We start from the raw sequence: 4,789 nt of genomic DNA on the forward strand, positions 1-4,789 counted from the left end.
CGCCGCGATCAACCTCATCCGCATCAACGCCTGGCTCAGCGACCAGCCCCGCGCCCGCACCCGGACCAGCCCCTTGACAGCACTTCGCCCCGCCGCATAACGACGGGGCGAAGCATCAGAGCCGGGGATTAAGCCAACAGCGTCCGCGGATAAGCGGGACCGGCCCCGTGGCGCGATGGCCCAATCAGGCGGCACTGGCACTCACCGGGCCGGCCGCCCTCAGGCTCACTGCGATTGCGCACCCTCCCAGTACGGCGCCCGCAGCCGCCGCTTGTAGAGCTTGCCGTTGGGGTCGCGCGGCATCTCCACGATGAAGTCCACCGACTTGGGGCATTTATAGCCCGCCAGCCGAGTCGTGCAGTGGGCGAGGATCTCGGCGGCCAGATCGAGCCCCGGCGCATGTCCCTCGGCGGGTTCCACGACCGCGATGACCTGCTCGCCCCAGTCCTCGTGGGGAATCCCGAAGGCCGCGGCGTCGGCGACGGCCGGGTGGGTGAGCAGCGCGGCCTCGATCTCGGCGGGGTAGATGTTGACCCCGCCCGAGATGATCAGGTCGATCTTGCGGTCGCGGAGGTAGAGATAGCCGTCGTCGTCCAGGAGGCCGAGGTCGCCGACGGTGAAGAAGTCGCCGATGCGGTTCTTCTCGGTCTTGCTCTTGTCCTTGTGGTAGGCGAAGCCCCCGGTGCTCATCTTCATGTAGACGGTGCCGAGTTCACCGGCCGGGAGCCGGGTGCCCTCGTCGTCGAAGATGGCCAGCTCGCTGATGGGCCAGGGGCGGCCGACCGTCCCCGGCTTCTTCAGCCAGTCCTCGGCGGTGGCGAAGGCGCCGCCGCCCTCGCTGGCCGCGTAGTACTCCTCGACACAGCCGCCCCACCACTCGATCATCGCGCGCTTGACATGGTCGGGGCAAGGCGCGGCGCCATGGATGGCATGGCGCATCGAGGAGACGTCGTAGGACCGCTTGACCTCGTCGGGGAGGGCGAGCAGCCGGTGGAACTGGGTCGGCACCATATGGGTGTGCGTACAGCGGTAGGTGTCGATGAGGCGCAGCATCTCCTGGGGCGTCCACTTGTCCATGAGCACCAGGGGGTGGCCGATGTGCAGCGACGAGCTCGCGAACTGTAGTACGGCGGTGTGGTAGAGCGGTGAGCACACCAGATGGACGTGGTCGGGCTCCTCGGAGCGCGGTGTGATGCCGAAGAAGCGCAGAAAGCCGCCGAGGTGGCTCTCCTCGGGGAGCTTTCCGGTCAGCGCACGGCGGATGCCGCGCGGACGGCCCGTGGTGCCGGAGGTGTAGTTCATGACCCAGCCCACCTCGCGGTCGGCGGGCGGCTCCTCCGGCTGCCCCTCGATGAGTTCGGGGTACGGGCGGAAGCCGTCGATGGCGCCGACCGCGTAGCGGTGGGTCGCGGGCAGCCCCGCCTCGTCGGCGGCCGCGGCCGCCTGCCCGCCGTAGCGCTCATGGGCGATCAGCACCTTGGCGCCGGAGTCGGAGACGATCCAGGCGATCTCGGGGCCGACCAGATGGTGGTTGACCGGCACCAGATAGAGACCGGCCTGGGTGGCGGCGAGGGCGGCGACGAAGAACTCCACCCCGTTGGGCAGAACGACCGCCAGGGCGTCACCGCGTCGCAGCCCGGCGGCGCGCAGCCCGGCGACGAGCCGGTTGCACGCGCTGTGCAGCCGCCCGGCGGTCCACTCCTCACCATCCGGGGCGATGAGCACGGTGCGGTCGGGCTCGAGCGCGGCCTGGGCCCAGAAGCCGTTGGGTGTCGGAGACATGGCGGTCCGGTCCTCCTTCTGACGGCGGTGTCAGGCGGTGTGGGACGAGGTCGGGCGGTGTGGGACGAGATCAGGTGGTGTGGGACGAGATCAGGCGAGGTCAGGCGGGTTCGACAGGCGCGGTCAGGCGCCCTTGGCGATGCGGATGACGCGGTCGATGGCGCGCTCGAAGCCCCGGGTCAGATCGTCGAAGACGGCCTGGACCGGGCGGACCTCGTCCATCCGGCCGACGATCTGGCCGACCGGCGTGCCCAGCAGCGGTTCCACCTCGTGCTTCTGGATGCGGGAGACGGCCTCGGCGACCAGCAGCCCCTGGAGCGGCATGGGCAGCGGGTCCGGGCCGTCCGGGTCCTCCCAGGCGTCGGTCCACTCGGTGCGCAACTGGCGGGCGGGTTTGCCGGTGAGGGCGCGGGAGCGCACGGTGTCCCCGGATCCGGCCGCCAGCAGCTTGCGGATGAGGGCCGCCGAATGCAGTTCGGCCTCCTCGGTGGTGAGCCAGAGGGAGCCGATCCAGACGCCCTGGGCGCCCAGCGCCAGCCCGGCGGCGATCTGCTCACCGCTGCCGATGCCGCCCGCGGCGAGCACGGGCAGCGGGTGCACGGCCCGCACCACCTCGGGGGTGAGCACCATGGAGGCGATCTCGCCGGTGTGGCCGCCCGCCTCGTACCCCTGGGCGACGATGACATCGAGCCCCGCCTCCTTGTGGTGGCGGGCGTGGCGGGCGCTGCCCGCGAGAGCGGCCACCAGGATGCCGTGGTCATGGGCGCGGGCGACGACATCGGCCGGGGGCGAGCCCAGGGCGTTGGCCAGGAGTTTGACGGGGTAGTCGAAGGCGACGTCGAGCTGGCTGCGGGCCACCTCCTCGAGCCAGCCGGTGATCCGCCAGCCGGACGCCTCGCCCTCGGCCAGCTCGGGGACGCCGTGCTTGGCGAGGGTGTCCCGGACGAACGCGCGGTGGCCTTCGGGGATCATCGCCTCGATATCGGCCTCGGTGACCCCCTCCACCTTCTTCGCGGGCATCACGACGTCCAGGCCGTAGGGCTTGCCGTCGGCGTGCGCCTCCATCCAGTCGAGGTCGCGGGCCAGCTCCTCGCCCGCGCCGTAGCGGACCGCGCCGAGCACACCGAAGCCGCCGGCCCGGCTGATCGCCGCGGCCACGGCGGGGAACGGCGTGAAGCCGAAGACGGCGTGCTCGACACCCAGCCTTGTGCTCAGCTCCGTCTGCATGGTCGGCAGGATGCCGCAGGGCGGCGGACGAGGGAAGAGTTTTTCTGACGCTACGTCAGATTCAGTGGAAGAAAAGCGCTTTCCGGGCCGTCCGCGGGACTCTCCGGGGACTTTCGGGCGTCACCTCCCCAGCACCGCCATGGCCGCGTTGTGCCCCGGGATTCCGCTCACCCCGCCGCCGCGCACCGCCCCCGCGCCGCACAGCAGCACATTGGCGTGGCGTGTCTCCACGCCCCAGCGGCCGGTGCCCTCCTGGGCGTACGGGAAGGACAGGTCCCGGTGGAAGATGTTGCCGCCGGGCAGCCGCAGCTCGGCGTCCAGGTCCAGCGGGGTCTTGGCCTCGATGCACGGCCGGCCGTCGGCATCATGGGCGAGACAGTCGGTGATCGGCTCGGCGAGATGCGCGTCCAGCTCCGCGAGGGTGGCGCGCAGCAGCGCGGTGCGTGCCGCGTCGTTGTCCTCGGTGAACAGCCGGGCGGGGGTGTGCAGTCCGAACAGGGTCAGGGTCTGATAGCCCTCGCGGGCCGGCTCCGGGCCGAGGATCGACGGATCGGTCAGCGAGTGGCAGTAGATCTCCGACGGCGGCCGGTGCGGCAGCTCCCCCGCGGCCGCCTGGCGGTACGCGTCCTCCAGGGCGCCGTACCCCTCGGCGATGTGGAACGTCCCGGAGAACGCCTCGCGCGGGTCCACCTCGCGGTCGCGCAGCGCGGGCAGCCTGCGCAGCAGCATGTTCACCTTGAGCTGGGCCCCTTCCGCGGGCGGGGCGGGCGGCTCCTCGCCCAGCAGCCGGGCCAGCTCGCGCGGTGCGGCCCCGACGAGCACATACCGGGCGGCCGCGGTCCCCTCCCCCGCCTCGCCCTCGTACCGCACCTCGGCCGAGGTGCCGTCGGTGGCGATCGCGGTGACCTCGCGCCCGGTCGCGATCCGCGCGCCCGCCGCGCGGGCGGCGTCGGCGAGGGCATCGGTGAGCGCGCCCATGCCGCCGACGGGGACGTCCCAGTCGCCGGTGCCGCCGCCGATCACGTGGTAGAGGAAGCAGCGGTTCTGCCGCAGCGACGGGTCGTGGGCCCGGGCGAAGGTGCCGATGAGCGCGTCGGTGAGGACCACGCCCCGGATGAGGTCGTCGTCGAACGCCGCCTCGACCGCCTCCCCCAGCGGCCGCTCGAACAGCGCCTGCCACGCCGCGTCGTCCCCGATCCGGGTCCGCAGCTCCTCCCGGGTGGGCAGCGGCTCGATCAGCGTGGGGAAGACGCGCTCGGCGACGCGCTGGGTCATGCCGTAGAAGCGCTGCCAGGACTCGTACTCCCGCTCCGAGCCGGTCAGCCGCGCGAACGCGGCGCGCGTCCGGGCGGAGGAGCCTGCGTCCACCAGCAGCCCGGTGTGGCGCCCGCCCCGGAACTCGGGCGTGTACGAGGACACCGCGCGCTTGCGCACCGCGAAGCGCAGTCCGAGGTCGTCGACGATCCGCCGCGGCAACAGGCTGACCAGGTAGGAGTAGCGCGAGAGCCGTGCGTCCACGCCGGGGTAGGGCCGAGTGGACACGGCGGCGCCACCGGTGTGACCGAGGCGCTCGAGCACCAGCACGCTCCGACCGGCGCGGGCGAGATACGCGGCGGCGACCAGACCGTTGTGACCGCCGCCGACGATGACGACGTCATACGCATCGCTGTGAGGCATGCCCTCTGGTTAGCACGCGCTGATCGCCGGGGCCAGGGCGCGCAGCAGGCCACCCCTGCCACACCCGCCGCGCCCGCCGTCCCGGCGCCTGGGCCGCGTGGCC

3 protein-coding genes are annotated in these 4,789 nt (G+C 72.4%); all 3 read right to left on the minus strand.

Annotated features, from left to right (window positions below; genetic code table 11):
• Window positions 1-225: 225 nt before the first annotated feature.
• The 3 genes from KN815_RS46610 to KN815_RS46620 all read right to left on the minus strand — a co-directional run bounded on the left by KN815_RS46610 (window position 226) and on the right by KN815_RS46620 (window position 4,686).
• Window positions 226-1,782 (minus strand): acyl-CoA synthetase, encoded by a 1,557-nt coding sequence (locus tag KN815_RS46610; protein ID WP_216347837.1) that lies wholly within the window; start codon window positions 1,780-1,782, stop codon window positions 226-228.
• A gap of 123 nt (window positions 1,783-1,905) precedes the next feature.
• Entirely contained in the window at window positions 1,906-3,009 is a 1,104-nt protein-coding gene (locus KN815_RS46615) for an NAD(P)H-dependent flavin oxidoreductase (RefSeq protein ID WP_216347838.1), read from the minus strand.
• Between the two features lie 120 nt (window positions 3,010-3,129).
• Window positions 3,130-4,686, minus strand: a complete 1,557-nt coding sequence (locus KN815_RS46620; protein WP_216347839.1) for a phytoene desaturase family protein — start codon at window positions 4,684-4,686, stop codon at window positions 3,130-3,132.
• Window positions 4,687-4,789: the final 103 nt, after the last annotated feature.

Origin of the sequence: Streptomyces niphimycinicus, assembly GCF_018883605.1 — a bacterium.
Taxonomy (GTDB): domain Bacteria; phylum Actinomycetota; class Actinomycetes; order Streptomycetales; family Streptomycetaceae; genus Streptomyces; species Streptomyces niphimycinicus.